Source organism: Niabella sp. ZPM-14, from assembly GCF_055693045.2.
The window spans coordinates 3349459-3373666 of record NZ_CM181148.1; the positions used below are offsets into that span (position 1 = coordinate 3349459).

Below are 24208 nucleotides of genomic sequence, written 5' to 3' on the forward strand. Positions count from 1 at the left end.
TGAACGCACCTAAATCCGGTAAGAGGGGTGCTGCGTCCCTAATCCGATTTCCTGTTCCCGCGCAGCAGCGCTACCAGCAGCAGGATGAAAACTGCTCCGCCTACGACCCAGACCCAGGGCTGCATAAAGAAGCTGTTGGCGTTTTCAGCCGGACTCTTGGTATCGATATCCACTTCTATTTTCTTAGTATCATCCTGGCCATAAACAAGGCTGACCCAAGTTAAGGCCAGACAGGATAACAAAAGTTTAATGCGGAGCTGTAGTAAAGATTTCATAATTTAGGTTTATCTCTTTTGGAATAAATATTATGCCAAGATCAGCGCCTGTGTCATGCACATATGTGAATAAGTTTATCCGTGCTGTGTCCATTTTAAGTGATAACGTTGTAGAACAGGCCATGCGCGCTTAGGGTGATTGGACGGATTGATTATCTGGCTCATTTTATCAGATTTCAGCATATCGATAATTAAACAGATGAAACGTTTATCCCATGCAATATCAAACAAAACAATGGAGGAAATTGACGGGCGAGTACCTCAAAAGCTACATTGAAGATGAGGTGCAAGGCGCCATACTCCGCGAAAAGGAGCTAGGTCATACATTGAAAGTATGTATCGGCACCGACAGCCAGGTGAAGGGTTCCCAAACAGAATTTGCTACCGTAATTGTATTCATCCGGAAGGGTCGGGGCGGCTTTATGTTCCTGAACAATGAGACCACGAAAGAAAAAATGAGTATCAAGCAGCGGATGATGACAGAGGTTTCTAAAAGCATAGAGATCGCTTATCACCTGAGCAGCGTGTTTACCAATCATAATGTGGATATGGAAGTGCACGTGGATATTAATACCAGCCCGCTCTACAAAAGCAATGACGCGCTTAAAGAAGCCATCGGATATATCACCGGGATGGGCTTCTCCTTCAAAGCTAAACCAGACGCGTTCGCCAGCTCATCCTGCGCCAATAAAGTGGTCCAGTAAAGGTTCAATGCAGAAGTCCGGCGCTGCGTCGTCAAAATAAAAGTTGCAGACCGAAAGATCAGTCTGCAACCGGATCAACATCTTGGCAATCATTGATTTTGCGTGGCCCCGTACCAATCAATTTTTCTTGAGTAGTACATGAGGATAGCGATGATGACAAACAAGCCAATGCTACCGAATAGCAACGAATAATCCTGTAGCTGTATCAGAATGAAAATATATCCGTAAAGCCCGCCCAACGCGATGGTAAAGCCTGCCGCCACTTTTCCCTTTTTAAACATACTCCAGACATACAGGCCGATCAGCGCCACCGTAGCCGCCGCCGCCATGAAGTAAGCAGGGTTAAAGCCCAGGTATTCTGAAATAGATAGCAACAAGGTATAGAACACACAGAGCGAAAATCCTACCAGTAGGTACTGCAAAGGGTGGATCTGTCTTTTCTGGATGATCTCCATAAAAAAGAACACCGTGAATGTAAGCGCAATAAAGAGAATCGCGTATTTAACCGAGCGCTCGGTCTTAGCGTAATTGTCCGTAGGCTGCACCAGCCTTACGCCAAAAGCAGATTCCTCCAGTTTATAAGTGCCATCGATCCAGGCCTGCGGATAATTCCGCGACACCTGCAGGACTTTCCATTGTGCTGAAAAACCGCTATCTGAGATCGTATGCGAAGTGGGTAAATACTGACCGTCAAATGCAGGATGTTTCCATTTAGAAGACAGGTCTACCGTCGAGTTTTTACCCACCGGTGTAAAGTAGAGATTTTCCGAGCCTTTCAGTTTAAGCTCAATCTCAAAATTGTTCGAGGTATCAGCGTTGAAAGCGATGGTGGCGGCAAGTCCCTTGCTGACGATCGGATTGTTGGGAACGCCTGCGTCCATAGCAGAGCGGAGCGTGTTCCATTTCAATACGACATCTTCCTCCAGTCCGCGGGCGTCATCCAATCCGAGGACCAGTTTGGCTTCGTTCCACACAATGTTTTCCGGAACCAACTGCAAAGATCTCAGGTCCTTAACGTTGAAGGTGCCGCTTAGTTTGATGGAAGACCGGTATAAAGTCACATCATACAGGCTCCGGTGGCGCACTTCAGGCAGCACGACACCATTGATCTTTAATGCTTCGGGCAATAAGAAAACAGATCTTACATTTTCAATGAGCGCACCATCTTTTCCCTTACTATACTCTTTGTAAGGCACGGTCAACACAGGCCCCACAATGGTTTGAGCCGACGCCCATTTGGAGCTGATCTCGTTAATAACTTCATTCTGGCGTTGCTCCCGCTCCTGTACCAGGCCTCTCAATAATGCCGCGGGAATGAGCATCAGCAAAATGAGAAAACCAATCAGGAAACCTTTGATGATCGTTTTGTTTCTTTCAAAAAAGCCTTGAGGCACTGATTGAGACTGTTTTTGTTCCATTTTTATTGTTTTTAGAAAGCGCTTTGAAATTCAAAGCTGTTAAATAAAAAAAATTCCTATCCTTTCAATAGTTTTTCAAGCGCATTGATATGTGCTTCAAAGGCCTGCCTTCCCTGCCGTGTGACTTTGTAAGAAGTCTTTGTTTTTTTGCCGACAAATTCCTTTTTCACTTCGATATATTTTTTCTGTTCCAACGCGGTGATATGGCTGGCAAGGTTGCCATCTGTCACCTGCAGGTGATCTTTCAGCTCCAGGAATTCCACCCAAGTGTTGACCACCAGCACCGACATGATCCCCAGTCGTACCCTGCTTTCGAAATCCTTATTTAACTGACTAATCAGGCTCATAATAAATAAATCAAATTCGCTTATTCATACTTTCTGTACATCACAATGCCGTATATGATATGTAAGACACCAAATCCAACGGCCCAGAATAACAACCCGTAACCCGGGGTAAACAACGCAATCAGTCCGAGCAATACCTCGCAATACCCCAGGTACTGAATGTCCGAATAGGTGTACTTCGCTGCACTGACCAGCGCTAATCCGTAGAATACCAGGGTGGCGGGAACGATCACAATGAAATTATGCTGGTACAAGCAAGCGATGCAAAACAGGCCACCTGCTATCAACGGAACACCCAGGGCCGTCACGAGTTGTTGCGTTGTCCTCGTCCAGATTTTCAGGCCTTTGCGTTTGGTCTTTCTTATGGTAAAGAAAATGCCCATCCCCACAGCGCCTACGAGGATAACGACCGCGAGTAAAAAAAGTTGCATGACCAGCGTCTGGTTGTAAATATCCGTCCTGCCATCGAAATAATTACTGCCGTCTGTATCGTAAATAAAATAGGCGGTCACAGCCCCTGCGAGTGCGATCACCCCGGCAACCACGCCGGACAGGCCGCTGAGCGAAATGAAGCGGGAAGATTGCTCCATCATCTTCCGGATATGCTGTAAATCGTCTTTTATATTTTCATTCATAAAAAGCGCTTTGAGATACAAAGTAAATGAAAAATGACGAAAACAAAAAAATAAAACCATCCCGGATGAGATGGTTTTATCTTATTAGGTCATTTATTTTTATCGACCGCGGCGGCCGCCCCGGTGATGGTCGCGGTCATCATGTCTGTCATGTCCGCGGCCTTTCCACTCTTTATGCCGGGGATGATAACGGCTTTCGTAATAACGATAGTTGCGACTGTCACGGATTACTGATTGTGAATGTACATTTCTGTAACGGCCATAGTCTGACAGGTCTCTCCTGTTATCGCGATAAGGCGCGTAATTCCTGTTCACCACCACCTTGTACGTGTTGTACAAATCGACGCGGCCATAATGACGGGGCAGGGAAGAGGCATAAATCCATCTGCTGCCACTTGGATAAATAAAGCGGGTTGAGTTGACATCGTAATAAGCATTGTAAGCGGGGAGATAATAATACCGGGCATAATCATAACCAACAGGTCCCCAGGCAGGTTGATTACCGATATTGATATTGATGCTTAGCTGAGCCGATGCGCTTTTACCGAACGAAAGCGAGATGAGCAGGATTGCGGCAATGATTAACTTCTTCATGATCTTAAATTTTGACTGTGACTATTATTGTTACAAGCGCTTTAAACATTAGACGGCAGGAGTGTTCCGGATGGTTGCGGTTTTCCCGATTTTATCAATTTATTAGGAATTGGCTTTCCTCAAAGGAGTTTGCCCGGGCCTTACGACGGATCGGGCCTGCGGCACTCAACAATGATAGACTGATTGACTGTGCTGAAGCGCGGCGTTACCAAAAGAACATCGAACCTACGGTTCTGCCCATACAGGATAAATTTTCTTTTAATACTACCTGATCATGTCGGCTGACTTTAAAACGGGTTATTCGTGCATTATCCATATCTGAATAAGACTGTTTTTTGCTAAAACATGATCGCATTTATAGATCTAAAGAACCATTCGTGCATTAGGGGCAGGCCTTCGATTATTCAATTGCCTGCCCGAGGCGTTCACTTCACCCAATTACCCAGTTATCACTTACATTTGCTACTATGGCAAAATCGAAGAAAGACCAACCGGTTATATTAATCACCAATGATGATGGAATTAGCGCTCCCGGTATCAGGGCGTTGTACGAGGCCGTGAAAGACCTGGGACAGATTGTGATCGTGGCGCCCGACAAACCTCAATCGGGAATGGGGCATGCCATCACGATTGGTCACCCTTTGCGGTTACAGAAATCGGATCTGTTTCCTGGGATCGATGCTTACTCCTGTTCAGGCACTCCTGTGGATTGTGTAAAGCTGGCAGTGGACAAAGTGCTGCACCGTAAGCCAGACCTTTGCTTGAGCGGGATCAATCACGGCCCTAATCATAGCATTAATGTTATTTATTCCGGCACCATGTCGGCGGCGATGGAAGCGGCTATAGAAAGCATTCCAGCGGTCGGCTTTTCCTTGATGAGCTACGATCACAATGCAGACTTTGCCGCGGCCAAGCATTACGCGCGCCTTGTGACGGAAAAAATGCTTAAAGGCAAACTGACCAAACATGTGTTGCTCAATGTGAATATTCCCGATTTTCCTTTGTCTGAGATCAAGGGGCATAAGATCTGCAAACAAGCCTACGCCAAGTACAAAGAAAGTTTCCTGGAACGCAAAGACCCCAGCGGAAAAAACTATTACTGGCTGACAGGCGAGTTCATCAATTTTGATAATGCACGCGACAGCGATGTGTGGGCCCTGGCGAATAGCTATGTCAGCATAGTGCCGGTACAATTCGATTTGACAGACTACGCCTTGAAAAAGAAGCTGGAAAAGAACTGGAAAGACAAGACAGACCGCAGCGTGAAGAAGCCGATCAAGAAAGTGGTACGAAAATCCATGCGCAAGTCAGAATGATGATTGTGACGATTTGAAAAGATCTCAAAGAAAATTGAATTACGCTATCAACGATACTCTTGAACCCCATTCACAAGAAATACTACATCATTGCCGGTGAGGCTTCCGGTGATCTTCATGGAAGCAACCTGATCGCGGCTATCAAACAAAAAGATCCGCAGGCGGATATCCGTTGCTGGGGTGGCGATAAAATGCAGGCGGCCGGAGGCAGGCTGGTGAAGCACTACCGCGACCTGGCCTTTATGGGCTTTATAGAGGTGGTGAAGAACCTGGGCACGATCCTGAAAAACCTGAAATTGTGCAAGCAGGACATTGAGCAGTTTCAACCCGACGTGCTGGTGCTGATCGACTACCCGGGGTTCAATCTCCGGATTGCCAAATGGGCAAAGCAGCAAGGCATCAAAGTCGCTTTCTATATTTCGCCGCAGGTGTGGGCCTGGAAGGAAAATCGGGTGAAGATGATGAAAGAGTGCATTGATCAAATGTTGGTGATATTGCCGTTTGAAAAGGACTATTTTGAGCAAAAGTGGCATTGGCCGGTGACCTACGTAGGCCATCCGCTGATTGAGGAAATTACTAAAAGACAAGGGGAGCCTAACGATCTTGTTATCAAGAAAGCTGACGGGAATCCGGCGGATCAACCGGTGATCGCACTGTTGCCGGGAAGCCGCAAGCAGGAAATTGAAAAAAAGCTACCGGTCATGCTGGAGGTGAGCAAGGCCTTTCCGAAGCATCAGTTTGTAGTGGCGCAGGCCCCCTCGCTGGAAACCTCTTTTTATGAAAGGTTCACCAGCCCTTATCCCAATGTCAGCATCGTCAACAACCGCACGTATGACCTGCTCAGGCAGTCTGTTGCGGCATTGGTTACTTCCGGAACAGCAACGCTGGAGACGGCCCTGTTTGGCGTTCCCGAAGTCGTATGTTACAAGGGATCTGAAATCAGCTACCAGATTGCGAAGAGAGTGATCAGCATCAAATATATTTCATTGGTCAACCTGATCATGGACCGGGAGGTGGTGAAGGAGCTGATACAAAGTGAGATGAACGTTGCTAATCTCACCCGTGAACTCAACAAACTCCTGCACGATGAGCAGAAACAGGAGCAGATCCGCCGCGATTACGAAGCATTGCGCCACCTGTTGAGCCAGGGAGGTGAAGCTTCTGCTAAGGCAGCGGAGATTATCATCGATTTAGCGCAATAGTTTTATCGCCAGGATGATCAGGCAGATAATAAAAAGGAAAATACTGAGCCGGTTGATATTGTGCATATAACCTACCCAACTGCTTTTTGGCCTGTCCGGATCTTTCTTCCTGAGAAAAAGATATTCTGCTAATTGTTTCCATACGCCCATAACGCTGAACGATTTTATTGATGTAGAAGACCAGGGTACTTTTATGAACCTGGTTCGATGGTGGTCTCTGTTTCGTTAATAGGCATCATCATATACGCCGTATCGTTTCTGAAACAAGCCGATATTAACACCCGCGCGAAGTACCGGTATGATCCTGATGCGCTGTGCGCCATTATTGGGGTCATACGACACGTCAACATACGGACTGTTACGGTCTTTCAGCACATCAGCCAAGACGGAAAAATAGAAGAAGGTGGTCCCGCCTTTGTTGCGGCCGGTCGATAATCCTCCTCCCAAAAGTAAAGATGTGGCGCCGGCCCGGTATTTTTCATCAGGCCTGGCAGAGCCGGATCCCGTATAATTGATGTTAGTGAAATTATGTTCCAACTGTGCCTGCACAAACAGGAAGGGAACGGGATAAGCCCTTGCGAATATGCCGGGGCCGAACACATGCTGGCGCAGCTTATCATTGTATTCATACACGTCGCGGGAGCCATTGAACACATAATTCAGCACCACGCCACCGTCTACATAATCATTGAGCTTATAACCCAGCACGGGGCTGGCTCCAAGCACGGACCCGCCGGTAAAAAAAGAGGCAGTTACACCACCACCCGTAAACAGATTGTGCTTTTTAAAGCCTTTCTCTTCCGGCAATTCAGGATCTTCATTTGCATTGCGTACTTTAACTTCTTCTTCCTGTGCAATGGTCGTGTTGCTGATCAACAAAGAAACTAACAGGACAGTGACTACACCAAACAATTTATTCATCTACTATTATGATTTTATAGCGTAAAATTAGTATTTATTTTTCTTGAGGTCTGCTAGTCAAATATTTTGCCCCTGTTCAGGATGCCATTCGGATCAAAGACCTTTTTAATATCCCTCATGATTTGGAGCTGCCGTTCTTCAAACATGATATCCATAAAACCTTTCTGGATCAAACCAATTCCGTGTTCACCGCTGATGGTGCCGCCCAGTTCTTTGACCAGCAGGAACAAGGCTCTTACAATGACGTCCATTTCCGGGTGCTGATAACTGTCCGGGACACCTTCTTTTTTGATCCGTATATGGAGATTGCCATCTCCGGCGTGTCCGTAAGCCACTACATCAAAGTCATGTTCCCGGCCCAATGCCTTTAAGCCTTTGATCAGCCGGGGTAGCTCAGCACGCGGCACCACCGCATCTTCTTCGATGGTATATCCCACCATTTTAACAAACTCCGCTACTTTGCGGCGCAATTTCCATAGCTCTTCTTTTTGCTGGGCGTCTTCGGCGAAAAGCAGTTCGCCCGCTTCGTATTGTTCCAACACGCCCGCGATTTGTTCCATTTCCTTAAACAGGACCTCCGTGTCATTGCCATCGACTTCAATCAAGAGGTGTGCTTCAATCGCGTCGTTGACAGGCACCGTGTGGCTGTCGACCATGTTGCTGACGATCTTGATAGCGTCGATCTCCATCAACTCCAATGCACTCGGAGTAAAGCCCGCCCTGAAAATAGCGCTCACTGCTTCACATGCTTTTTCGAGACTGGCAAAAGGGGCCAGGATCAGCAGGTCATATTTTGGCAGGGGAATCAGTTTCAGAACGATCTGGGTCACAATGCCCAGGGTTCCTTCGCTTCCAACAATCAATTGCGTGAGGTTGTAGCCCGTCGAATTTTTCAGAACGTTGGCCCCTGTCCAGATAATTTCCCCGGTAGGAAGCACCACCTGCAGATTCAGGACATAATCTTTTACCACACCATATTTCACAGCCCGCGGGCCGCCACTGTTTTCAGAAATATTTCCGCCGATAAAACAAGATCCCTTACTTGCCGGGTCCGGAGGATAAAAAAGGCCCTTTTCGGCCACAGCTTGCTGCAGCACTTCGGTAATGACCCCTGGCTCTGTGGTGACCTGGAGGTTCCGCTCGTCGATGTCCAGTATCTGGTTGAATCTTTCCGTAGAGACAACCACTCCACCCAGGTGGGGAAGCGCGCCGCCACTCAGTCCTGTGCCGGCCCCGCGGGGCGTGACCGGAATTTGATGTTCGTTGCAGATCTTTAAGATGGCGCTGACTTCTGCGGCGGTTCGGGGCTTTAGTACCACATGAGGTTTAAAGCTGAGGGTTTCTGTTTCGTCGTGGGAATAATGTTGCAGCGATTCCTCATCTGCAAAAAAATAGTCAATACCCACAATATTTTTGAACGATTGGGCGATATCGTCTGTTATGTTATTTTGTAATGGTTCCATCGCTGTAAATATAGTTTTTTATGTGATGCAACTGAGATCGGATGCGGATGCTTTTGCAGTCGGCAGATGATCCCGGTGCGCATTAGCCGATACCATCAACATACTTATCTTTGAAAGATTCTAAATAAATAAACATGGCCGGTATACTCGAACAAATAGGAAATACACCACTTATCGAACTCAATAAAATAGCTATTAATAAGAATGTGAAGATCTATGCGAAGCTGGAAGGAAATAATCCGGGCGGCAGTGTGAAAGACCGTGCAGCTTACGGAATGATCAAGGGTGCTTTGGATAGGGGAGAGATCCAGCCGGGCACCAGGTTAATCGAAGCCACCAGTGGCAACACCGGCATCGCATTGGCTATGATCGCCAACTTATTTGGAATCGATATCGAATTGGTAATGCCCGAAAGCGCCACCCGGGAGCGTGTGCTGACCATGCAGGCTTTTGGCGCGAAGGTAACGCTGACAGCCAAAGACCGCGGCATGGAAGGTTCGATAGACTACGCGAATGAGAAGTTGAAAGAAGGCGGGTACTTAATGCTTAATCAATTTGCTAATCCTGATAACCCGGCCATGCATTATAAAACCACGGGGCCGGAGATCTGGAGAGATACCAATGGTCAGATCACGCATTTTGTGTCTTCCATGGGAACGACCGGTACCATTATGGGCGTGTCAAGGTTTTTGAAAGAGGTGAATCCGGCCGTACAAATTGTGGGTTGCCAACCAACGGATAATTCAAGCATACCCGGCATAAGAAAATGGCCGGAAGCGTACTTGCCGAAGATATTTGATAAAAGCCGGATTGACCAGGTGATCGAGCTGGACGAGCGGGATGCCCGCACGATGGCTAAACGCCTGGCGCGGGAAGAAGCTGTTTTTGCCGGAATGAGCAGCGGCGGCGCTGTGCACGCAGCGGTCGAGCTGTCGAAGCAGATCGACAGCGGTGTTATCGTTTGTATCATTTGCGATCGTGGCGACAGGTACTTATCATCCGACTTATTCGATTAAATCGACGGTTTGCAATGACGGCGAAAGAACATAACCTATATTTTATTGCGGTCATTCCCCACCGGGAGCTACAGGAAAAAGTACGGTTGATACAATTGGATATCGCTGAACGGTTCAGCAGCCAGCGCGCTTTGAGGGTATATCCGCATATTACTTTAAAGGCACCGATGAAAGTGCCTGCCGCGCTGCACGACCGCTTGTTGCGATGGTTCAGTGGTCTTGCGCTTTCAGTCCCGCCTTTTGACATTGCGCTGGAAGGTTTTGGGGCGTTTCCCAATAAAAAGAATCCGGTCATGTTCATCCAGCCCCGAGAAAGTGAAGCGCTTCGGGTGATCCAGCAAGAGCTGGTGTCAGGTTTGCAATTACTGATCCCCGGGTTGATACAGCCTGTTGATAAAACCTTCCATCCTCATATGACTGTGGCCTACCGGGATCTGACGCCTGAGCAATTCAAGGTTGCCTGGGAAGAATTTCGGGATAGTGTTTTTCCTGATGTCTTTCATGTAGATGCAGTTCACTTGTTACAACATGACAAAGCGAAGTGGAATGTTATCTCCACCAAAAACCTGTAATGCTATTTCTTCTTGGGCTTAGCTACCAGTTCGTAAGAATGATCGATCCATTCTTGTAATTCACGCGGGGGGATAGCGCCGTCTACTACGACCGTGTTCCAATGTTTCTTATTCATATGATAGCCTGGCAACACGGTATCATATTGTTCCCTCAGCTCAATCGCTTTATCCGGATTGCATTTGACGTTGAATGATAAGGGGTCGTTGTCCATGCCCATCAGCAGGAAGATCTTCCCGTTAACCTTATATACAAGCGTATCAGGGCCAAAAGGCAGCGTTTCTTCAACGTTCAGTTTTTTTAAACAGTATTCGCGAATGCTTTCAATGTTCATGATCGATGTTTTAACGTAGATCTGCAAAGGTCCGGAACTGCCGGCTATTCAAAAAACAGGGTGCATAACATTTTTCTTGTTTTTCCTGGTGCTTCTTTGCGTGTTTCTTTTAGGACAGAAAACATAGTAAACTTTCTTTCACCGCATACACATTCCGGATAGTTCACGATTGTTGTTCGACAAACAGCACTTTAATAAAACATCGTGTATATGAAAATGGCCATCACTACTGACGGCCATTCCTATTTCTTTTTAAGTAAGTTTTACAGGATCAGGAGCGCGTCTCCGTAGCTGAAGAACCGGTATTTGTCTTTAATGGCTTTTTTGTAAGCTTCAACAGCCAGCTCGTAACCTGCAAACGCACTGGTCATGATCATCAGGCTGGTTTTAGGCAGGTGGAAGTTGGTCACCAGGGAGTCCGCAATGTTGAAGTTATAAGGCGGGTGAATAAAAGTGTTCGTCCAGCCTTCCGAAGGCTTCAACATTTTTTGAGCGGTGAAGGAAGATTCCATGGCGCGCATGGTAGTGGTACCGATCGCGCAGATACGGTGCCCGGTTTCCTTTGCCTTGTTCACGATCTTGCATGCCTGCTCCTCGATGCGGAAATATTCTGCATCCATTTTGTGTTTGCTCAGGTCTTCCACTTCAATCGGGCGGAAGGTTCCCAGGCCGGTGTGCAGCGTGATCTCCGCAAAGCGGATACCTTTTATCTCAAGGCGCTTGATCAGTTCGCGGCTGAAGTGCAGTCCGGCTGTGGGCGCTGCAACAGCACCTTCATGCTTGGCATACACGGTTTGATAGCGCTCTTTATCTTCTTCGTCCGGTTTGCGCTTAATGTATTTAGGTAAAGGTGTTTCACCCAACGCTTCGAGTTGTGTACGGAATCCTTCTTCGTCTCCTTCCCATAAAAATTTAATGGTTCGGCCACGGCTGGTAGTGTTGTCAATCACTTCGGCCACGAGCTCCTCGTTTTCTCCAAAATATAATTTGTTGCCGACACGAATTTTTCTGGCCGGATCAACGATTACGTCCCAAAGACGATTAGGTTTGTTCAGCTCGCGCAGCAGGAACACTTCTATTTTCGCACCTGTCTTTTCTTTGCGGCCATACATGCGCGCGGGGAATACTTTAGTGTTGTTCACTACAAACGCATCCTTATCATCAAAATAATCGAGGATGTCGCGGAAATGTTTGTTCTCTATCTCTCCGGTATGACGATGCACTACCATCATACGCGCGTCTTCTCTCTTTTTTGCCGGATGTTGGGCGATAAGGTTAAGCGGTAAATCGAATTGAAATTGTGAAAGCTTCATGTAGGATAATTCTTTTCTTTTAGTGATGCAAAATCAATAAAAAACAGTGAGATTGAAGCTGAGGTTGGGGGTTAAATTTGCCTCAATATGAGGCATTTTTATCCTGCCGAGCCCCGGTCTTACGGCACCGGTTTTCGATTTTGTGGCTGCAAAGGTAGTCTTTTTTTTGCATATTATCACCATTTTTTCTATTAAGTACTGTGTAATAGAGTGTATATCAACTTTCGGGCCGGGAGATACCGTCTGTCACGGCGTTTTGGTCAGTTGGCCACGCCCGGGCGTATCCGACCGGAGTTTGTTCCAAATATGGGCTGCCATCCGGGATCGTTTTTTGGTATGATTGAATATAACTGACCAATGCCTTTCTGCTGCCGAACCAGTCAATCATCGCTTCGCGTAACAACAGTGTGGGTTGATAGGATAGTAATGCAGGGTAAGCTGAATACCTGTACTCCGGAGCCGTCTTGCAAAATTGATGGCGCACAGGATTGGTTAGTATATAGCCGATGATAGACGTATGGTAGCGTTCGTTTTATGATCTCTTTTCGTTTAAATCGTTCTTCAACAGGCTACCGGTCCGGAGATCTTGCTTATTGATGGATTTAGCATATGCATTAGACATATTTGAAAAGGATTGTTCAATCGTAACAGGTTTTGAAACCTGTGAGGTATTCACTAAGCGGTTAAACCGCCTTCGGTATCGCGTCGATCAACCGCCTGGTGTAGGCTGTTTGAGGGCGCTCGTAGATATCATCTGCTGCTCCCATTTCCTCGATCCGGCCTTTATTCATGACGATGATGCGGTCGCTAAAATAGCGCACCACGCTCAGGTCGTGACTGATAAAGACAATCGTAAAGCCAAATTCTTTTTTCAGATCGTTGAGGAGATTCAGTACCTGCGCCTGCACGCTTACATCCAGTGCGGATACAGATTCGTCGCAGATGATAAACGACGGCTGAAGCGCCAGCGCGCGCGCGATTACGATTCTTTGGCGCTGACCGCCGCTGAACTCATGTGGATACCGACTGTAATGTTCGGGGAGCAAGCCTACTTTTTGCAGCAGCTCCAGTGTCCTTCGCTTTCTTTCAGCGGCTGTTTTAAGAATGCCATGTACTTTCAGCGGCTCTTCAATCGCAGCACCGATCTTTTTTCTGGGATTGAGAGAGGAATAAGGATCCTGGAAAACAATCTGAAGCTGTTGTCGCAATGCGCGTAACTGCCCCGAAGTGTAGAGTCGCAGGCTTTTGCCTTCGTAAAGCACGGTTCCTTTCGTTGCCGGGATGAGTTGTAACAAGGTTCTCCCCAGGGTGGTTTTTCCGCAGCCGCTTTCGCCGACAATTCCCAGTGTTTCGTTTTTATATACTTCGAAACTGACATCATTCACCGCTTTGGTATAAGTGACGGGCTGCCCGAGCCAGTTTTTTTTATTCGGAAACCAGACGGAAAGATGTTCCACTTTGACCAAAGGCTGATCAATATCAGTGAGCCTGGTAGCGACTTCAACAGCAGGCATCGGGGTAACGCCGGGCTCAGCAGTATTTAAAAAATCACTCACCACCGGCAATCGCGCCCCGCGCCGGTGGTGGACGGGGCGACAAGCCATCAATGCCTTTGTGTAGGCTTGTTGAGGCTGGCGGAACAGCTCAGCGGTCGCGCCTTCTTCAATGATGGCCCCCCTGTACATGACCACGGCCCGGTCAGCGATCTCCGCCACCACGCCCAGGTCGTGCGTAATAAAAATGACGCCCATGCCCGTTTCCTGCTGCAGCTCTCTGATCAATGTCAGGACGCTTTTCTGGACCGTCACGTCGAGCGCCGTGGTAGGCTCATCACAGATCAGCAAGGCGGGCCGGCAACACATGGCCATGGCAATCATGACCCGCTGCTTTTGTCCGCCGCTCAACTGATGGGGATAGCGGTCAAAGAGACTTGCCGGATCGGGAAGCTTCACCTTTTCAAACCATGCCAGGGCCTGCGCTTTGGCTTCCTGCGCAGACATGCGGTGATGCACCAACAGGGCTTCCGTCAGTTGTTGACCACAGGTGAAGACGGGATTAAGGGAAGTCATCGGCTCCTGGAAGATCATAGATATTTTATTGCCCCGGATCTTCTGCCGGTCACGCGTGCCTAACTTCAGCAGGTCAACAGCTTGGCTGCCGTCCTCGCTGAATAAGATGCGGCCGCTATCAATGACCGCAGGGGGAGCGGGAAGGAGCTGGAGAATAGAAAGCGACGTAACGGACTTTCCTGATCCGCTTTCGCCCACCAATGCGACGATTTCACCGTGCCCGACATCAAAAGAGATATGGTCTATAGCTTTGTGTAGCCCTCGCTCGGTAGCGAAGCTGATCGAAAGGTCTTGTATAGAAAGTAATGGGTCCGGCATTATCTTTTTGAATTACTGTCCGTTATTAGGGAGTTGATAAATTTCAAGAGGCTTTTTATCGTTCATGGAAAATGCTGAGGTTAAAGAAATCATGCAGAAAAAAGCTTTGTATCCTTCGTGAAAATTTTCATTCCCCAATTTAGTCTAATCATTTTTTGATCACCTCCAATACTTTTATGTTAAGCTTTTTAGTGGGTGTGGGGTAATAAGCCATGCATACCATGCACCTGTTGGGCCGGTTGTTGTCGACTTCAAAATAAAATTCATCACCCACTTTCAAGCCTTCCGGAAGATCGCAGGGGTTCTTTACTCCAAACGCATTTGTGTATGTGCTGTCGCTTTGAGGATTCGTCCACGAAGATTCGACTAAGGAAGTGTCGGCTGTTCCTTCGATCAGGCTAAAGGTATAATTGGAGCAAAGACCGGCGATCTCGAAGCGTGCTTTCAGTTTTCCTGAATTATTACCAGACGGTGAATTTTTGTGACTGCAGGATGCTGCAGATAAGAACACGGCGACGATCAACAAAGAAGATAGTACTTTTTTCATGTGTGTTAATTATGTTTTGAGGGTTAATACCAGACCAAACGCGCGGCCATAGGCAAGCAGCAAAACCGATGCCATCTGCAGGCTACAGCATTCTGTTAAAATCTTAAATGCCGGATCGTCTGCCGGTTATTGATCAGCTGCCGCAACGATCCGATGCCAATCTTTAAATGATTTTCTACATAATCAGCCGTAACCTTTTTATCGCTTTCTTCTGTTTTGACGCCTTCGGGGATCATGGGAGAATCGCTCACCAGCAGAAGCGCACCCGTTGGAATTTTATTGTAAAAGCCTACACTGAAGATGGTGGCTGTTTCCATGTCAATGGCGTAGGCCCTTATTTTTTTAAGGTACTCTTTGAACGGCTCGTCGTGTTCCCATACCCGCCGGTTCGTGGTGTAAACGGTGCCGGTCCAGTAGTCGGTTTTAGCTTCCCTTATCGTAGTGCTTACGGCCTTTTGTAAGGCGAAGGCCGGTAGCGCAGGCACTTCCGGGGGGAAATAGTCACTGGACGTTCCTTCACCACGGATCGCGGCGATGGGCAGGATGAGATCGCCGACTTTGTTGCGCTTTTTTAAACCGCCGCATTTCCCGAGAAACAGTACTGCTTCTGGTTTTATGGCAGTTAACAGGTCCATCACAGTAGCGGCTGTGGGACTTCCCATTCCAAAGTTGATAATCGTGATATCATCGGCTGTAGCGCATTGCATCGGTTTTCCTTCGCCGACGATATCGACTTTGTTCCACTCTGCAAACATTTTGACATAGTTGCTGAAGTTGGTAAGCAGGACGTAATTGCCGAAGTTCTTTAAACTTTCCCCGGTGTAGCGCGGGAGCCAGTTTTCTACAATATCTTGTTTTGTCTTCATATAAATTACTTTAGCTAAATTAATCTTTTATTTTTGGACTGATGATTTTGATCGAATACCCCAAGCCGGATTTCAGGATAGAACTGCGTAACAATCAGCCTCATATTTTTGATGGGATACGGCGGAAGTGGCTGCTGCTCCAGGACGAGGAATGGGTGCGCCAGAATTTTGTTCAATATCTTTTGCAGGTCATGCGTTATCCCAAATCCCTGGTGGCACTGGAAAAGGAGCTCTACCTGGGCGATTTGAAAAAGCGGTTCGATATTTTAGTGTATGATGCCGATCATCAGCCATGGATGTTAGTGGAATGTAAGAGTGAAAAGATATCTATGGCTGATCCTGTGCTTCACCAGGTGCTGCGGTATCATATTACCCTGCCCGCGCAATACCTGGTGATCACCAATGGCAACCATAGTTATGGCTGGCAAAAGAAAGACGGGCAACTGATCGAGATTGACGCACTGCCTGTATTTGGCGTTTAATCGACCGTCATACAGCGCGCAGCGACGGAATCTTAGGGGGAAAGTTTTTCATTACTTATTAAACCCTTCTGAACTTGGGGCTGACTATTAATTCTTTGCTGCCCGGTGTGTAGCTGTAAAAGCCTTCGCCCGACTTAACACCGAGGCTTCCGGCAGTGACCATATTTACCAGCAGGGGGCAGGGAGCATATTTCGGATGGCGAAATCCGTCGAACAACACTTCTAAAATGGAAAGGCAAACATCCAACCCGATAAAGTCTGCCAACTGTAAAGGCCCCATAGGATGGCCCATCCCCAGTTTCATGATGGTGTCGATAGATTCGACATCAGCTACCTGTTCGTGGAGCGTGTAAATGGCCTCATTGATCATCGGCATTAGTATCCGGTTGGCAACGAAACCCGGGTAATCACTGGCGATGGCGGGCGTTTTGCCCAATTGCTTACTAAGTTCAACAATGGTTCCGGTCACGTAATTATCTGTAGCATACCCGTTGATGATCTCCACGAGTTTCATCACCGGCACCGGGTTCATAAAGTGCATGCCGATCACCTGGCTGGGACGCTTCGTGGCGGCCGCGACCTTTGTAATAGAGATCGAAGAAGTGTTGCTGGCCAGGATGCAGTCCTGTGGTGCAGCTTCGTCGAGCTGTTGGAAAATTTCCAGCTTCAATGCTTCGTTTTCCGATGCGGCCTCGACGATCAGTTGAGCGCTGGATACGCCTTCGCTCAGATCCGTTTCAGTTTGTATATTTTGAAGTATGTCTTTCTTTTGTTCTTCGCTGATCAGTTCCTTTCCTATCTGTCGATCCAGGTTACGGGCAATGGTTCCGATGGCTTTTTCCAGCTGCGCAGCGGAAATGTCTATCAATGTTACATTGAAGTGGTGCTGAGCGAATACATGTGCAATACCGTTGCCCATGGTTCCTGCTCCGATGACTGAAACATTTTTGATCATACCAGGAATTTATGTATAGGTAAGATAATGAAAAAATCCCGACGGATACGCCCGCGGATTTCACAGGGTGCAGAACGTTTTTATCCTACGCTGCGCACTTTGCGGTAAAAAATCACATAAAAAGAAAAATGTTTTGCACCCAAAGACACTTTACTATTGGTTATGCCCGCCTTAGGCCCTTCTCCGTCTCTAGGTACCCGCCGGGAAACAGGCCCGAAGCGTTCCGGAATAGTACCGCCGGCTTCCGGAACCATCCGGACAGGTCGGCAACTGGTTCGGACAGGTTGCGCTATTTCTATTTAGAGGTCCGGAACGTATATTTCGGGGCGGAACAACCGGTACCAAGCGGCTTCGTACCGCGCGATAGGGGTGTAGAACCGCTTCAGACGGGTTGCCAACTACTACGAATGATTATAATAATAGTATGGATCAGTGCAGAACCACGCCGGACAGGTTCGGAACCGCGCCGGATACGTCCGGAACGTGTCATAGTATTGAAGTAACCTGCTGTCAGTGTTATCCGGCTATTGTAAAAGAAATGAATACAACAAGAGAGGTGGAAAGTTGAAATGGTGTGCCAATAATGATAAGATCATTTCACACCGGGCTTCCCTGCTGATCATTGTGTTCATGAGCCATAAGACCGGTATGATGTCGAAGGCAAATCCATTGCCGCTTAAAACTTTGTTAGACATTCGTCCCGGAAGCGCTTACTTATTGAGATTTGCCAGCTACACTTTCTGTAATTTTGACGGACCAATCAAACCTCGATCAGATATGATGATAAACAATAAGATCCTTGGCCTCATCGCGCTGTTATTACTATTGGCCGGAGGCATCGCTTTTTTCAGCACCAAGAAAGATACAAAAGAGGATGCTGTCACGGTTGAGGCCAGGATGATGCGAATTGACGAACTGACGAGTGAGAAAGTGGTAGTGCCCTACGTGAAGAAGAACCGCAAGTTGCCGGAATATTATATCAGTAAAAGTGAAGCCAGGAAGCGGGGTTGGGTAGCTGCGGAGGGTAATCTTTGCGAGGTGTTGCCTAACAGAGCCATCGGCGGAGATGGATTCAGCAACCGGGAGGGAAGGCTGCCTGCCGCTGAGGGGCGCAAGTGGTTTGAAGCGGATCTGAACTACAACTGCGGCCGCCGCAATGCCGACCGGCTACTATTTTCCAGCGATGGACTGATATATGTTACGCACGATCACTATAAAACTTTTAAGCAGCAATGAACCCCGTAATCTTCGATTTTGAGCGCATCGGAACGATGGAGGATTTTTATAAAGTGGCGCGCCGCGAACTGCAGCTTCCGGAGCATTTTGGTAACAACCTGGACGCGTTGTGGGATAGCCTTACAGGAGATGTGCCCCTGCCGGTTTCGGTACAATTTATCAACCTGTCCATGTCGCAGCTGGAAACCTTCGATAAGCTCATTCAATTGTTTGACGAGGCTGCCGAAGCGCTGGAAAGCGCACTTATTTTTGAGTATTACTTAAGAAAGCCATAAGTTGAAGCAAGCGTTGTTCAAGGCTTTGGATAATAATACCAAGAACTCAAGGGACTGGTTGTTACTTACCATATGCTTATTGAGGCTACAGCACAGGCGACGATAAATTCAATGTAGTTTTGCTTATGATTAAAGCTTTTTACGCGCTATCAGAGGCAGCTTGCCTGAACACATATTATAGAAGCTTAATGCTCGGGAGAAAAATGAATCCTAACTTACATTGGATCATTCAGAGCTTAACTATAATTGACTTCGCAGGCAAATATGCAGTCTTTGCAGAGAGCCAATGGCACAACGGCACACGTCGCCACGCAGACATAGCTACCGTAGCTAAGGAACTGGGGTTGCCATCTCCAAAGCAGGTCCTATTCTGGCATCACCACCCAAGCGACCTGCCTCTTAAAACCCCTGCTGATCATTATTGATCTCCAGCCAGTAGCCATCAGGGTCCTGTAGCCAGATCTGGCGGATCCCGTCGGTTCGGGAAGTGACGCCTCCTTTTTTACCGGCCACATCTTCCCAATCGATTTTCTTATCTTTTAGGAGCGCCATAAAATCTTCCAGCGAATGTACGCTGAAGCAGATATGATGGTTCTTGTAATAATCTTTTTTCGCTTCAGCTCCCAGTATCAGGTGTAAGGAAGTATGAGGGCCGGTCTTCAGCCATACATGTTTGCCTAATTTGAACGGCTCTTCAATTTGTTCCAGGCCAATGATATCCTTATAAAAGTCAGCTGACTTCTTGAGATCTCTTACATACAGGGCCTGGTGATTCAGTACGGCTTTCGGCGATTCAGTTTGTTGAGCACCCGCCACCAGGCAGCAGGAAAAAAACAGCGCTACAATAACAGCTCTTAACATAAGTTGATTTTACGATTGAAATTATTTTGTTTTGAATAGTTCGTCCTTGCTCACGATCTTGATCTTGTCGCCATCTTTCAAAGTCTGACTGACAACGCTGTAGGGCCCTGTCACGATCATATCGCCGGGCTTGATTCCCTGGGTCACTTCGATGTAGTTGATATCCTGTATGCCCGTCTTCACCACCCGCTTTTTCACCACGCCGTCCTTCATTACCATAAAGACCACTTCTTCCATATCGCTGTCGCCCGCGTCTTCGGCCGCATCTGTAGTGTTGGCCTTTTCATTTTCCTTTTTGGAATCGGCCATGCTTTTATCACTGCCTTTCACCCGCGCGTTGACTGCGGCAATAGGCACGGAAATGACATTGTCCTTTTGACGGGTTTTGATATCAGCGCGGGCGTTCATACCCGGACGGAAGGGAAATTTATTCTGACCTTTTTCAAGCAGGTCCTGGTAGGACGACTTGTCGAGGCGGATCCGCACTTCGTAATTGGTAACTTCTGTACTGACAGCGGTAGCACTCAAATCAGACTTCACGCTGCTGGCTATTTTGGTGACTACCCCGCGAAACTTGCGGTCGTTGTAGGCGTCCACTTCCACATCTGCCAGATCACCAATGCTCACTTTGACAATATCGTTTTCTCCAACATCCACGCGCACTTCGATCGTGTTCATATCAGCGATGGTCATCATCTCGGTTCCGGCCATCTGCGCGGTCCCTACCACACGCTCTCCCTTTTCGATCTTGAGTGAGGATACTACACCATCCATAGGCGCAACAATGGTGGCCCGGCTCAGGGTGATGTTAGCGGAGGTAAGCCCCGTTTGCGAAGAGGTTACGCCGGCTTGTAAGCTGCGGATATTCTGAAGCGCAGCGTTGTAATTGGCTTTAGCGGATGAAAGGCTGGCTTCGAATTGTTCAAACTCAGCTTTGGAGATCACTTTATCCTGATACAATTGTTTGTTCCGGTCATATTGTTGCTGTGCCTGGTCGAGCGTTGCTTTAAGCGCGCCCAGCGCTGCTTTGCTGTTGGCTACGGTTGCCTGCGACTGGCCCACACGTGCAGCAGCTTCGTCGCGTTGTAAGGCATACACATCAGCATACACGCGCGCTAACACTTGTCCCTTTCGCACGCTGTCGCCTTCAGCCACCGTCAGTTCGGTTACCTCGCCGCTGATATCCGGGCTGATCTTTACTTCGTATTCCGGGTAGATCTGCCCGCTGGCCGTTACTGTTTCTGTGATCGAGCGTTTAGCCGCTTTTTCAGCGGTTACCTGTATGCCGCCCTTATCCTTATTGAGGTTGACGACAATAAGAAATACCGCAGCGAGCACGGCACCTCCGATAATCAATATTTTTTGCCAACGTTTACTCATCCTGAATTATTTCTGATTTGAAATTTCCATTTAGCTTATTGCTTATTCCCCATCGCCCATCGCCCACCGCCCATCGCCCATTGTCCATTGTCCATTGCCCATCACCCCCGGTCCTTCACAACTTCAGCCCCTGGCCTTTATAAAATTCCAGCAGCTTCATCTTGAACACGTAATCATACTGTGCGGATATGAGATTGATCTTTGCTCTGAATAAATTATTTTGATTTAAGATCAGGTCGATAGGCTGTAGCAGGCCCACGTCAAATCGCTTCTTCGCAAAGTCATATGCCTTTTGCGCTGATGCTACCGCCACTTTACTCGCATTATATTTTTGTACGGCAGCGAGGGCATTGGTATGCGCCTGGTAAATATCCTGCTTCAGTGTTCGGGTGTCCTGCTCCTGCAACAGCTGCTGGTTCTCCAGGTCCAGCCTGGCCTTTTTCCAGTTGGTGCGGGCCATTCCCCCGTTAAAAATAGGAATGTTCAGGCCCAAACCCACATTCTGGCTAAAGTTATTACTTAATTGCCTGAAATATGTGTTTCTATCAAACCCTACCGGCTGGTTGGTCTGCGTAGTAATCGGGTAAGAAACGCCATTCACGTCCACGCTTCCAACGGTGGTGGTAACCATCTGGAAGCTATTAGGAATCGTTCTTTGTGCGTTAGAATAGCGGGTGTTCAATCCGCCAAAAAAGGACAAAGAAGGGTAGAGCCCTGCCCGGGCCACGGCGACATTCCGTTCGCTGGCTTTCAGGTTCAGCGTATTGATTTTTTGCTGAGGAAGATTTTCCAATGCCGATCGAAAAACATTGGCAGGATCCAGGTCTAACAAGCTTTCCACTGGGATTGCTTCTACAGGCGGTACCACGATATCGAACGGTATGTCTGCGTCGAGGTTGATCACTGCTTTGAGTTGCAGCAGCGATAAGATATAATTCGTTTCTGCAGTGATCAGGTTCGAGCTGTCTGTGGCGTATTGCGTTTCGGCCTCGGCCATGTTCAATTCGGGCAAAGCACCTGCGTCTACTTGTTTTTTAATAATGTCGAACTGCTCCCGGCTTTGTGCCACCTGCACTTTATTTACATTGATCTGTTCGCGGTTCAGGAGGGCTGCCAGGTAGGCGTTGGCTACGTTGAGGCTAACATCGTTCTTGGCTTTTTCGAGCCGGGCCACGCTGGCCTGGGCAAGGTATTCATTGGCTTTTACGGTGTTCTTTTTACTGAACCAGTTGAACAGGTCGAGACCTATATCAAGCCCATGATTGGCAAAAAGGATCTGGTTGGTGGTAAACTGGTTTGATGTCGGATCGATCGAACGTCCAAACTGGAACCCGCCACTGTGCTGGCTGCTGACCCGTGGATACAGCGCCAGGATGCTTTGATCCCGCGTCAGCTTATCAAATCGCGCCTGAACATCGGCCTGTTTCACAGAAATATTATTAACGATCGCATAGTCTACGCAGCGTTTCAGGTCCCATTTTTCCTGGGCAAGCAGGGAAATGGTGGAGAAAATAGTGAATAAAGCAATGGTAAGATGCCTCATAAGATTCAAGCTCTAAAATATTTAATTACATAAAAATACGATAGAATAAAGAAAACAGACGGCACATGGATGCGAAATATTATTAACGTGCCTGAGACAGTCCTGTGGTTGGCGCATGAGAAGGCCTACAACCTTCTCCTGAGTATCAATATAGTTTTTAGGAAACTGAGGGAGTAGGTCAGAGGGCAGTTGGTGTTTTGGCTCTTTTAAGGTTAAATACTAAATTTGGAGTCCTGATAGTGTGGTACAGGTCAGCAACGGTCCGGCTTTTAGCGTTTTAGAATCCAAGCCATAAAATTAACGTGATATAAGGATAAGCACAACCCGATATCCATATAATTATATCAGTTTTTTGTATAATTTCGTTTTTTTATATGAATACATCAATATGATCAATCAAAGACTTAAACAGCTTAGGAAGGCCAGCGGAATTTCGCAATCCCAGATGGCCGCCATTTTGCACAAAAGCCAAAACGCGTACAGCCTTATGGAGTCCGGCCGATCTAAGATAGACGCCGCATTAATACCAGAAATCTGCAAGGCGTTCAACGTACCCCCGCAAAAGCTTTTCGAATCGGACGAGGATATTACCAAAGCCAGCGAGGAGAAGCTGGAATACATCAAGATCATCAAATTATTGAAGGACGAGCTGGACAAGAAGAACGAGATGCTGAAGCTTTCATTAAAGGCACTGGCTGAATTTGAGAAGGTGGTAGAGAAAAATAAGGATATCGTAAACTTCCTGAATATCGTGAAAGGAAATTTGCAGGAACAATCGTCCTATCGGCAACCCGGCCGATAACAGCCGAAATAAAAAAGTTCCGGTTGTGCCGGAACTCTAATGCTATGAAATAGTAAAATATTAATTCGTTGCGTAGTAAGTCGTGTCTTCCATGCGACGCGCGCCGAGGTAACGGGCGGCATAGTAATTTTCATCCAGATCGCTTACCGTAACACCGCGTCCGGATGAAGCGTGTACAAACTTATTGTTACCTAAATACATACCTACGTGAGAAATGCCGCCTGTAGTGTTGAAGAACAACAGATCCCCTTGCCTTAAATTAGAAGATACCGCCATGGCCGCCGCTCTGAACTGCTCGCGGGCTGTACGGGGAAGTTCGATACCAAAAGCTACTTTATAAACGGCCCTTACGAAGGCGCTGCAATCGATGCCTCTTTTGGTGGTGCCTCCGTAACGGTAACGCGTACCATACCAGTCATCGATGGTTTCCAGCAACTTAACGTTGGTTAACATGCCTGGCAACATATTCAGCATAGAAGCATATTTGATCTGTACTTCTGTAGGGATCGCAAGTTTTACAGATGCCAGGTCTACTTGCGTAGCATCAATGTCCGCTACTTTGCTTTCCTGGATCACTTCTTCCACGCGGTCTTCGCGGGTAGCAGACTTCAGGCTAAATGAAGAAATAGCGACTTGCTGCGCCCGGGTTGGCTCAACGTGCGTTGGCACAGTCTTTGAATTATATTGATTGTTCAATTTTAGAGAGGTAGAACAGCTAGTCATTAAAACGGAGACGATCAACCCCAGAAAACACAAGCGTAGCATA

27 protein-coding genes are annotated in these 24208 nt (G+C 47.5%); 9 read left to right on the forward strand and 18 right to left on the reverse strand.

Annotation, left to right across the window (positions count from 1 at the left end):
- Nucleotides 1-38: 38 nt before the first annotated feature.
- Entirely contained in the window at nt 39-275 is a 237-nt protein-coding gene (locus ACU37H_RS14225) for a hypothetical protein (RefSeq protein ID WP_472703442.1), read from the reverse strand.
- 215 nt (nt 276-490) lie between these two features.
- Here ACU37H_RS14225 and ACU37H_RS14230 point away from each other — a divergent pair, with 215 nt between their 5' ends.
- The gene (locus ACU37H_RS14230) at nt 491-979 is read left to right on the forward strand and encodes a ribonuclease H-like YkuK family protein (RefSeq protein ID WP_472703441.1); all 489 of its coding nucleotides are present in this window, start codon (nt 491-493) and stop codon (nt 977-979) included.
- Between the two features lie 89 nt (nt 980-1068).
- On the opposite strand, the gene creD is transcribed toward ACU37H_RS14230, so the two are convergent.
- The 4 genes from creD to ACU37H_RS14250 all read right to left on the reverse strand — a co-directional run bounded on the left by creD (nt 1069) and on the right by ACU37H_RS14250 (nt 3973).
- Complete coding sequence (gene creD / locus ACU37H_RS14235; protein ID WP_472703440.1) at nt 1069-2397, reverse strand: cell envelope integrity protein CreD; 1329 nt, start codon at nt 2395-2397, stop codon at nt 1069-1071.
- Between the two features lie 56 nt (nt 2398-2453).
- On the reverse strand, nt 2454-2744 hold the full coding sequence (locus ACU37H_RS14240; protein WP_472703439.1) for a winged helix-turn-helix domain-containing protein: 291 nt from the start codon (nt 2742-2744) through the stop codon (nt 2454-2456).
- A 20-nt stretch (nt 2745-2764) separates the two neighbouring features.
- Nucleotides 2765-3379, reverse strand: a complete 615-nt coding sequence (locus ACU37H_RS14245) for a hypothetical protein (RefSeq protein ID WP_472703438.1) — start codon at nt 3377-3379, stop codon at nt 2765-2767.
- A gap of 99 nt (nt 3380-3478) precedes the next feature.
- Nucleotides 3479-3973, reverse strand: a complete 495-nt coding sequence (locus tag ACU37H_RS14250; RefSeq protein ID WP_472703437.1) for a hypothetical protein — start codon at nt 3971-3973, stop codon at nt 3479-3481.
- A gap of 467 nt (nt 3974-4440) precedes the next feature.
- Between ACU37H_RS14250 and surE the strand changes: the two genes are divergently transcribed.
- Nucleotides 4441-5289: a 5'/3'-nucleotidase SurE gene (surE, locus tag ACU37H_RS14255; protein WP_472703436.1), complete on the forward strand. Its 849-nt coding sequence runs from the start codon at nt 4441-4443 to the stop codon at nt 5287-5289.
- Between the two features lie 59 nt (nt 5290-5348).
- On the forward strand, nt 5349-6491 hold the full coding sequence (gene lpxB, locus ACU37H_RS14260; RefSeq protein ID WP_472703435.1) for a lipid-A-disaccharide synthase: 1143 nt from the start codon (nt 5349-5351) through the stop codon (nt 6489-6491).
- Here the strand turns inward: lpxB and ACU37H_RS14265 are convergent.
- From ACU37H_RS14265 to ACU37H_RS14275, 3 genes are all read right to left on the reverse strand, one after another.
- Nucleotides 6480-6641, reverse strand: a complete 162-nt coding sequence (locus tag ACU37H_RS14265; RefSeq protein WP_472703434.1) for a DUF6728 family protein — start codon at nt 6639-6641, stop codon at nt 6480-6482. The genes lpxB and ACU37H_RS14265 overlap by 12 nt on opposite strands.
- Before the next feature lie 75 nt (nt 6642-6716).
- Complete coding sequence (locus tag ACU37H_RS14270) at nt 6717-7412, reverse strand: hypothetical protein (protein WP_472703433.1); 696 nt, start codon at nt 7410-7412, stop codon at nt 6717-6719.
- 53 nt (nt 7413-7465) lie between these two features.
- The gene (locus ACU37H_RS14275) at nt 7466-8875 is read right to left on the reverse strand and encodes an FAD-binding oxidoreductase (RefSeq protein ID WP_472703432.1); all 1410 of its coding nucleotides are present in this window, start codon (nt 8873-8875) and stop codon (nt 7466-7468) included.
- A 134-nt stretch (nt 8876-9009) separates the two neighbouring features.
- Here ACU37H_RS14275 and cysM point away from each other — a divergent pair, with 134 nt between their 5' ends.
- Nucleotides 9010-9891 (forward strand): cysteine synthase CysM, encoded by an 882-nt coding sequence (gene cysM / locus ACU37H_RS14280; protein ID WP_472703431.1) that lies wholly within the window; start codon nt 9010-9012, stop codon nt 9889-9891.
- 14 nt (nt 9892-9905) lie between these two features.
- Nucleotides 9906-10463 carry a 2'-5' RNA ligase family protein gene (locus ACU37H_RS14285; RefSeq protein ID WP_472703430.1) on the forward strand — a complete coding sequence of 186 codons (558 nt, stop codon included), beginning with the start codon at nt 9906-9908 and terminating at the stop codon, nt 10461-10463.
- 2 nt (nt 10464-10465) lie between these two features.
- Here the strand turns inward: ACU37H_RS14285 and ACU37H_RS14290 are convergent, their stop codons facing one another.
- The 5 genes from ACU37H_RS14290 to ACU37H_RS14310 form a co-directional block, all read right to left on the reverse strand.
- Nucleotides 10466-10795, reverse strand: coding sequence for an MmcQ/YjbR family DNA-binding protein (locus tag ACU37H_RS14290; protein WP_472703429.1), 330 nt, complete (start codon nt 10793-10795; stop codon nt 10466-10468).
- Between the two features lie 263 nt (nt 10796-11058).
- Nucleotides 11059-12108, reverse strand: coding sequence for a tRNA preQ1(34) S-adenosylmethionine ribosyltransferase-isomerase QueA (gene queA, locus ACU37H_RS14295; RefSeq protein ID WP_472703428.1), 1050 nt, complete (start codon nt 12106-12108; stop codon nt 11059-11061).
- Nucleotides 12109-12791: 683 nt separating this feature from the next.
- Entirely contained in the window at nt 12792-14495 is a 1704-nt protein-coding gene (locus ACU37H_RS14300; RefSeq protein ID WP_472703427.1) for an ABC transporter ATP-binding protein, read from the reverse strand.
- 148 nt (nt 14496-14643) lie between these two features.
- On the reverse strand, nt 14644-15042 hold the full coding sequence (locus tag ACU37H_RS14305) for a hypothetical protein (RefSeq protein ID WP_472703426.1): 399 nt from the start codon (nt 15040-15042) through the stop codon (nt 14644-14646).
- Nucleotides 15043-15137: 95 nt separating this feature from the next.
- A complete protein-coding gene (locus tag ACU37H_RS14310) occupies nt 15138-15908 on the reverse strand; it encodes an AMP nucleosidase (RefSeq protein WP_472703425.1) in 771 nt (256 codons plus the stop codon).
- A gap of 41 nt (nt 15909-15949) precedes the next feature.
- Between ACU37H_RS14310 and ACU37H_RS14315 the strand changes: the two genes are divergently transcribed.
- Nucleotides 15950-16390, forward strand: a complete 441-nt coding sequence (locus tag ACU37H_RS14315) for a type I restriction enzyme HsdR N-terminal domain-containing protein (RefSeq protein ID WP_472703424.1) — start codon at nt 15950-15952, stop codon at nt 16388-16390.
- A gap of 58 nt (nt 16391-16448) precedes the next feature.
- On the opposite strand, the gene ACU37H_RS14320 is transcribed toward ACU37H_RS14315, so the two are convergent.
- Complete coding sequence (locus tag ACU37H_RS14320; RefSeq protein ID WP_472703423.1) at nt 16449-17345, reverse strand: 3-hydroxyacyl-CoA dehydrogenase family protein; 897 nt, start codon at nt 17343-17345, stop codon at nt 16449-16451.
- Between the two features lie 513 nt (nt 17346-17858).
- On the opposite strand from ACU37H_RS14320, the gene ACU37H_RS14325 reads away from it, so the two are divergent.
- On the forward strand, nt 17859-18581 hold the full coding sequence (locus ACU37H_RS14325) for a ribonuclease domain-containing protein (RefSeq protein WP_472703422.1): 723 nt from the start codon (nt 17859-17861) through the stop codon (nt 18579-18581).
- Nucleotides 18578-18856: a barstar family protein gene (locus ACU37H_RS14330; protein WP_472703421.1), complete on the forward strand. Its 279-nt coding sequence runs from the start codon at nt 18578-18580 to the stop codon at nt 18854-18856. The genes ACU37H_RS14325 and ACU37H_RS14330 overlap by 4 nt, the downstream gene beginning before the upstream one ends.
- A gap of 399 nt (nt 18857-19255) precedes the next feature.
- Here the strand turns inward: ACU37H_RS14330 and ACU37H_RS14335 are convergent, their stop codons facing one another.
- The 3 genes from ACU37H_RS14335 to ACU37H_RS14345 all read right to left on the reverse strand — a co-directional run bounded on the left by ACU37H_RS14335 (nt 19256) and on the right by ACU37H_RS14345 (nt 22640).
- Nucleotides 19256-19717 (reverse strand): VOC family protein, encoded by a 462-nt coding sequence (locus ACU37H_RS14335; protein ID WP_472703420.1) that lies wholly within the window; start codon nt 19715-19717, stop codon nt 19256-19258.
- A 21-nt stretch (nt 19718-19738) separates the two neighbouring features.
- Nucleotides 19739-21097, reverse strand: a complete 1359-nt coding sequence (locus ACU37H_RS14340) for an efflux RND transporter periplasmic adaptor subunit (protein WP_472703419.1) — start codon at nt 21095-21097, stop codon at nt 19739-19741.
- A gap of 115 nt (nt 21098-21212) precedes the next feature.
- The gene (locus ACU37H_RS14345; RefSeq protein WP_472704297.1) at nt 21213-22640 is read right to left on the reverse strand and encodes a TolC family protein; all 1428 of its coding nucleotides are present in this window, start codon (nt 22638-22640) and stop codon (nt 21213-21215) included.
- Nucleotides 22641-23085: 445 nt separating this feature from the next.
- On the opposite strand from ACU37H_RS14345, the gene ACU37H_RS14350 reads away from it, so the two are divergent.
- Nucleotides 23086-23442 carry a helix-turn-helix domain-containing protein gene (locus tag ACU37H_RS14350; protein WP_494407612.1) on the forward strand — a complete coding sequence of 119 codons (357 nt, stop codon included), beginning with the start codon at nt 23086-23088 and terminating at the stop codon, nt 23440-23442.
- A 60-nt stretch (nt 23443-23502) separates the two neighbouring features.
- On the opposite strand, the gene ACU37H_RS14355 is transcribed toward ACU37H_RS14350, so the two are convergent.
- A complete protein-coding gene (locus ACU37H_RS14355) occupies nt 23503-24111 on the reverse strand; it encodes a C40 family peptidase (protein ID WP_472703417.1) in 609 nt (202 codons plus the stop codon).
- Between the last annotated feature and the right edge of the window lie 97 nt (nt 24112-24208).

What these genes read in the sequence shown, in the direction of transcription:
- ACU37H_RS14345 (WP_472704297.1), bottom strand. Translation starts at nt 22,640, where the DNA reads ATGAGGCATCTTACCATTGCTTTATTCACTATTTTCTCCACCATTTCC.
- ACU37H_RS14265 (WP_472703434.1), bottom strand. Translation starts at nt 6,641, where the DNA reads ATGGGCGTATGGAAACAATTAGCAGAATATCTTTTTCTCAGGAAGAAA.
- ACU37H_RS14320 (WP_472703423.1), bottom strand. Translation starts at nt 17,345, where the DNA reads ATGATCAAAAATGTTTCAGTCATCGGAGCAGGAACCATGGGCAACGGT.
- cysM (WP_472703431.1), top strand. Translation starts at nt 9,010, where the DNA reads ATGGCCGGTATACTCGAACAAATAGGAAATACACCACTTATCGAACTC.
- ACU37H_RS14330 (WP_472703421.1), top strand. Translation starts at nt 18,578, where the DNA reads ATGAACCCCGTAATCTTCGATTTTGAGCGCATCGGAACGATGGAGGAT.
- ACU37H_RS14310 (WP_472703425.1), bottom strand. Translation starts at nt 15,908, where the DNA reads ATGAAGACAAAACAAGATATTGTAGAAAACTGGCTCCCGCGCTACACC.
- ACU37H_RS14335 (WP_472703420.1), bottom strand. Translation starts at nt 19,717, where the DNA reads ATGTTAAGAGCTGTTATTGTAGCGCTGTTTTTTTCCTGCTGCCTGGTG.
- ACU37H_RS14275 (WP_472703432.1), bottom strand. Translation starts at nt 8,875, where the DNA reads ATGGAACCATTACAAAATAACATAACAGACGATATCGCCCAATCGTTC.
- ACU37H_RS14225 (WP_472703442.1), bottom strand. Translation starts at nt 275, where the DNA reads ATGAAATCTTTACTACAGCTCCGCATTAAACTTTTGTTATCCTGTCTG.
- ACU37H_RS14305 (WP_472703426.1), bottom strand. Translation starts at nt 15,042, where the DNA reads ATGAAAAAAGTACTATCTTCTTTGTTGATCGTCGCCGTGTTCTTATCT.
- ACU37H_RS14285 (WP_472703430.1), top strand. Translation starts at nt 9,906, where the DNA reads ATGACGGCGAAAGAACATAACCTATATTTTATTGCGGTCATTCCCCAC.
- ACU37H_RS14240 (WP_472703439.1), bottom strand. Translation starts at nt 2,744, where the DNA reads ATGAGCCTGATTAGTCAGTTAAATAAGGATTTCGAAAGCAGGGTACGA.
- ACU37H_RS14245 (WP_472703438.1), bottom strand. Translation starts at nt 3,379, where the DNA reads ATGAATGAAAATATAAAAGACGATTTACAGCATATCCGGAAGATGATG.
- ACU37H_RS14340 (WP_472703419.1), bottom strand. Translation starts at nt 21,097, where the DNA reads ATGAGTAAACGTTGGCAAAAAATATTGATTATCGGAGGTGCCGTGCTC.
- ACU37H_RS14350 (WP_494407612.1), top strand. Translation starts at nt 23,086, where the DNA reads ATGGCCGCCATTTTGCACAAAAGCCAAAACGCGTACAGCCTTATGGAG.
- ACU37H_RS14250 (WP_472703437.1), bottom strand. Translation starts at nt 3,973, where the DNA reads ATGAAGAAGTTAATCATTGCCGCAATCCTGCTCATCTCGCTTTCGTTC.
- surE (WP_472703436.1), top strand. Translation starts at nt 4,441, where the DNA reads ATGGCAAAATCGAAGAAAGACCAACCGGTTATATTAATCACCAATGAT.
- ACU37H_RS14230 (WP_472703441.1), top strand. Translation starts at nt 491, where the DNA reads ATGCAATATCAAACAAAACAATGGAGGAAATTGACGGGCGAGTACCTC.
- ACU37H_RS14315 (WP_472703424.1), top strand. Translation starts at nt 15,950, where the DNA reads ATGATTTTGATCGAATACCCCAAGCCGGATTTCAGGATAGAACTGCGT.
- ACU37H_RS14270 (WP_472703433.1), bottom strand. Translation starts at nt 7,412, where the DNA reads ATGAATAAATTGTTTGGTGTAGTCACTGTCCTGTTAGTTTCTTTGTTG.
- ACU37H_RS14300 (WP_472703427.1), bottom strand. Translation starts at nt 14,495, where the DNA reads ATGCCGGACCCATTACTTTCTATACAAGACCTTTCGATCAGCTTCGCT.
- creD (WP_472703440.1), bottom strand. Translation starts at nt 2,397, where the DNA reads ATGGAACAAAAACAGTCTCAATCAGTGCCTCAAGGCTTTTTTGAAAGA.
- queA (WP_472703428.1), bottom strand. Translation starts at nt 12,108, where the DNA reads ATGAAGCTTTCACAATTTCAATTCGATTTACCGCTTAACCTTATCGCC.
- ACU37H_RS14290 (WP_472703429.1), bottom strand. Translation starts at nt 10,795, where the DNA reads ATGAACATTGAAAGCATTCGCGAATACTGTTTAAAAAAACTGAACGTT.